This window comes from Streptomyces sp. NPDC054866, from assembly GCF_053610745.1.
In genome coordinates this window covers 1-4,624 of the sequence record NZ_JBSGZA010000025.1, presented here as the reverse complement: position 1 = coordinate 4,624, position 4,624 = coordinate 1, and the positions used below count along the sequence as shown (strand labels likewise).

Here is a 4,624-nt window from a genome sequence, read left to right as displayed (position 1 = left end):
GGGTCGAGGGCTTGGCAGACTTCGTCCAGGGCGTCGGCGTAGGCGGGGAACGTCTGGTGGAGGTGGGCTCCCATGCCGGGTTTTTGGCTGCCCTGGCCGGAGAGGACGAGGGCCCAGCGGGCCGCGCCCGTGGTGGTGGTGCGGGGCGGGCCGGTGATCAGGGCGGGGTGGTCCCGGCCGCCGGCCAGCGCGGCCAGCGCGTCACGCAGTTCGTCGGGGTTGTCGGTGACGATCCCGGCGCGGTGTTCCAGTTTCGCGCGCCCCGACCACAGGCGGGCGGCCAGCGGGGCGACTTCCGCCTCCGGGTGGGTTTCGACGAAGCCGGCGAGCCGGCCTGCGGTTTCGGCGAGGGCTTGGGGCGAGCGGGCCGAGAGCACGACGGGCACCGGGCCGGAGTGCTGTTCCTGCGGTTCTGTCTGGGCGGGTTGCGGCGCGGCCTCCAGGATCACATGTGCGTTCGTCCCGCTGATGCCGAAGGAGGACACCGCGGCCCGCCGCGGGCGGCCGGTCTCCGGCCACGGCCGGGACTCGGTCAACAGCGAGACACTGCCCGTGCTCCAGTCGACGTGCCGGGACGGTTCATCGACATGCAGCGTCGAGGGCAGCACCCCCTGCCGCATGGCCTCGATCATCTTGATCACGCCCGCGACGCCCGCCGCCGCCTGCGTGTGACCGATGTTGGACTTGATGGAGCCGAGCCAGAGGGGTGTTTCGGTGGTGCGGGCCTGGCCGTAGGTGGCGAGCAGGGCCTGGGCCTCGATCGGGTCGCCGAGCGTCGTGCCCGTGCCGTGCGCCTCGACCGCATCCACCTGACCCGCGGTGAGCCCCGCATCCGCGAGGGCTTGTTCGATGACGCGTTGCTGGGAGGGGCCGTTGGGTGCGGTGAGGCCGTTGGAGGCGCCGTCCTGGTTGATGGCCGAGCCGCGCAGCACCGCCAAGATGGGGTGGCCGTTGCGCTGGGCGTCGGAGAGGCGTTCGAGGAGGACGAGTCCGGCGCCTTCGCCCCAGCCGGTGCCGTCGGCCGCGTCGGCGAAGGGCTTGCAGCGGCCGTCGGGTGCCAGCCCCCGCTGCCGGGAGAACTCGACGAAGGTACCGGGGGTGGCCATCACGGTGACACCGCCGGCGAGGGCCAGTTCGCACTCACCGTTGCGCAGCGCCTGGGCCGCCAGGTGGAGGGAGACCAGCGAGGACGAGCACGCGGTGTCCACCGTGACGGCCGGGCCCTCCAGCCCGAAGGTGTACGCCACACGGCCCGAAGCCACGCTCGCCGCACTGCCGTTGCCCAGAAAGCCTTCGAAGCCCTCCGGCGCGCGGTGCATGAGACGGCCCGCATAGTCGTCGTACATCACGCCCGCGTAGACGCCGGTCTTGCTCCCCTTGAGGGTGTGTGGGTCCAGGCCCGCGCGTTCGAAGGTCTCCCAGGCCGTCTCCAGGAGCAGCCGCTGCTGAGGGTCGGTCGCCATCGCTTCGCGCGGGCTCATGCCGAAGAACTCGGGGTCGAATTCATCGGCCGAGTACAGGAATCCGCCTTCGCGCGCGTAGCTCCTGCCGATTGCGTCCGGGTCGGGGTCGAAGAGGCCGTCGAGGTCCCAGCCGCGGTTGGCCGGGAAGCCGGAGATCGCGTCCGCGCCCTCGGCCACCAGCGTCCACAGCTCCTCGGGCGAGCGCACCCCGCCCGGGTACCGGCAGGCCATCGCGACGACCGCCACCGGCTCCTGCCCTGCCGACTCGGCGTCCTGGAGGCGTTGACGCGTCTGGTGCAGTTCGGCCACTACACGGGTCAGGTATTCCCGAAGCTTGGCTTCGTCCGACATGGGTCGTCGCTCCTCTATGCGGAATTGCTCTGGTGGTGAGCCGCTGTGGATCAGGAAAGGTCGAGATCGCCGTCGATCAGATCGAAGAGTTCCTCGTTGGACGCCGAACGCAGTTTGTCCTCGATGTCCTCGCCGCTTGTCGTCGGCCGTCCGCTCTCATTGAGGCGAGAGAGGAGAGCCTGAAGCCGACGGGTCACCTTCATCCGTCCGGAGTCGTCCTGGGCACGTTCGATCAAGGCCTGTTCGAGCTCGTCGATCTCGGCCAGGAACGCCGATTCGATCGATGCCTCACCGACGCCGAGGGCTGTGCCGACGTACCGAGCCAAGTCAACGGGCGTCGGGTAGTCGAAGATCAGGGTGGAAGTGAGACGCAAGCTGGTGGCTTCGCTGAGGCGGTTACGGAGTTGTACTGCCGTGAGCGAGTCGAACCCCAGCTCGTTGAAGGGCCGTTGAGGATCGATGGTGTCCGCACCGTTGTGGCCGAGCACTGCTGCGACGTCGGCGCAGACCACTTCGAGCACCAGCTTTTCCTGCAACTCCGGCGGCAGCGAACGCAGTCGGGTTGCGAGGTCGGTGTCGGTCGGGTGGGCCGTGGCGGCGGTATGGCGGATTGCCGGTGCGAGGTCGTGGAGGAGGGGAGGTAGGCGATCGGTGGTGCGGAGTGCGTTGGGGTTGAGGGGGAGGCAGAGGTGGTGGGGTTGGGTGGTGGTGAGTGCGGTGTCGAACAGGTGGAGGGCGTGGTCGGTTTCGAGTGGTTGGGTGCCGTGGGTGATTTTGCGGAGTTTTGTGTCGGTGAGGTGGTGGGTGAGGTTGGTGGTGTGTTTCCAGTAGCCCCAGGCGAGGCTGGTGGCGGGTTGGCCGTGGTGGTGGCGGTGGTGGGCGAGGGCGTCGAGGTAGGTGTTGGCGGCGGCGTAGTTGGCTTGTCCGGGGTTGCCGAGGGTGCCGGCGGCGGAGGAGTAGAGGATGAAGGCGGTGAGGTTGAGGTGTTGGGTGGCGTGGTGGAGGTTCCAGGCGGCGTCGACCTTTGGGGCGAGGACGGGGTGGAGGCGGTCGGGTGTGAGACTGGTGAGGGTGGTGTCGTCCAGGGTGCCGGCGGTGTGGATGACCGCGGTGAGGGGGTGTTCCTCGGGGATGGAGGCGATGAGTTCTTCGACGGCTTGGGGGTCGGTGGTGTCGCAGGCGGTGAGGGTGACCTGGGCTCCGAGGGCTTCCAGCTCGTCGCGGAGCGTGGTGTGTTGGGGTGCGGTGCGGGAGGCGAGGAGCAGATGGGTTATGCCGTGGGTGGTGATGAGGTGTTGGGCGGTGAGGGTGGCGAGTCCTCCGGTGCCGCCGGTGATGAGAACCGTGCCGTTGGGGTTGAGGGGCTGCACGGTGGAGTCGGCTGTTGTGGTGGTGCGGGTGAGGCGGGGTGCGAGGAGTTGGTTGTTGCGGTGGGCGAGTTGGGGTTCGCCGGTGGCCAAAGCGTTGGTCAGGTATGAGGTGTCGGCGGCCGGGTTGTCGGTGTCGATGAGGTGGATGCGGTCGGGGTTTTCGTTCTGGGCGGTGCGGGCCAGGCCCCACAAGGGGGCGTGGGCCAGGTGGATGTCTTCGGTGGGGCTGGTGGCCACGGCGTGCCGGGTGAGGATGACGAGGCGTCGGTTGGTGGCGTCGTTGGTGGCCAGCCAGGACTGAAGGTGGTGGAGGAGCGCTTCGGTTGCGTCGTGTGCGGCCTGCGGATTGTCCTGGGGATACGTCTCTGGCCGGTAGATGTCGACTTCGTTGGGGTCGACATCTGTGGTGCCTGCTTCGGTGGGCTTCCAGGTGAGGTGGAAGAGGCTGTTGCGGGTTCCCGTGCCGGTGTTCTTGTGAAGGGTGGTGGGGTCGATGGGGCGGGTGGTGAGGGTGTTGATGGTGGCGACGGGTGTGCCGGTGGGGTCCCAGGCTTGGATGGTGATGTCGTTGCCTGTGGTGGTGAGGGTGACGCGTAGGTGGGTGGCGTCGGTGGCGTGGATGGTGACGCCGTTCCAGGCGAAGGGCAGCCGTACGTCACTCTTTATGCCCCTGGCGGTTGCGAGAGGGTGAAGGGCGGAATCGAGAAGTGCCGGGTGAATGGTGTGTCCGGCGGGTTCGGCCGTGTTGGGCAGGGTGACTTCGGCATGCAGGGTGCCGTCGGGCTGGGACCAGACAGCGGTGACGCCGCGGAAGGCAGGCCCATACTCGTAGCCGGCTGCAGCCAGTTGCTCGTACAGATCCGAGATCTCGACCTGCTCTGCCCCGGTGGGTGGCCATTGGGTGAGGGGTTCGGCGAGTTCCTGGGTTGTGGTGAGGGTGCCGGTGGCGTGGCAGGTCCACTCGGAGTCGATGCCGTCGGGCTCGTGGGTGTGGGGGCGGGAGTGGATGGTGACCTGCCAGCCGTTCGCCTCGGGGACCGTTGTGACCTGGAGGTCGCGGCTGGTGGTGTCGTCCAGGGTGAGGGGTGTGTGGAGGGTGAGTTCGTCCAGGTGGGTGGCGCCGGTGTGGTCTCCGGCGTGGAGTGCCAGGTCGACCAGGGCCGTTCCGGGCAGCAGGACGGTCCCGGACACCGCGTGGTCGGCCAGCCAAGGGTGGGTCTTCAGACCGATGCGGCCGGACAGGGCGATGTGATTCGTGCCTGCGAGCTGTGTTGCCGTGCTGAGCAGCGGATGGTCGGTGGTGGTCAGACCCAGGTCGCCGGCGTCCGTCAGATGGGCGGGTATCTGGAGCCAGTAGGGGTGGTGTTGGAAGGGGTAGGTGGGGAGGTTGATGTGGGTGGTTTGTTGTTGGGGGAGGTGGGGGGACAGGTCGGTGTTGTG

General features: G+C 68.4%; 2 protein-coding genes. Both read right to left on the bottom strand.

The genetic code is table 11. From position 1 onward, the window contains the following. Positions 1 to 1,814, bottom strand: a 1,814-nt coding sequence (locus ACWGI2_RS41985; RefSeq protein WP_453701326.1) for a type I polyketide synthase, incomplete at its 3' end; no start/stop codon positions are given. Between the two features lie 50 nt (positions 1,815 to 1,864). Next, positions 1,865 to 4,624, bottom strand: a 2,760-nt coding sequence (locus ACWGI2_RS41980) for an SDR family NAD(P)-dependent oxidoreductase (protein ID WP_453701324.1), incomplete at its 5' end; no start/stop codon positions are given.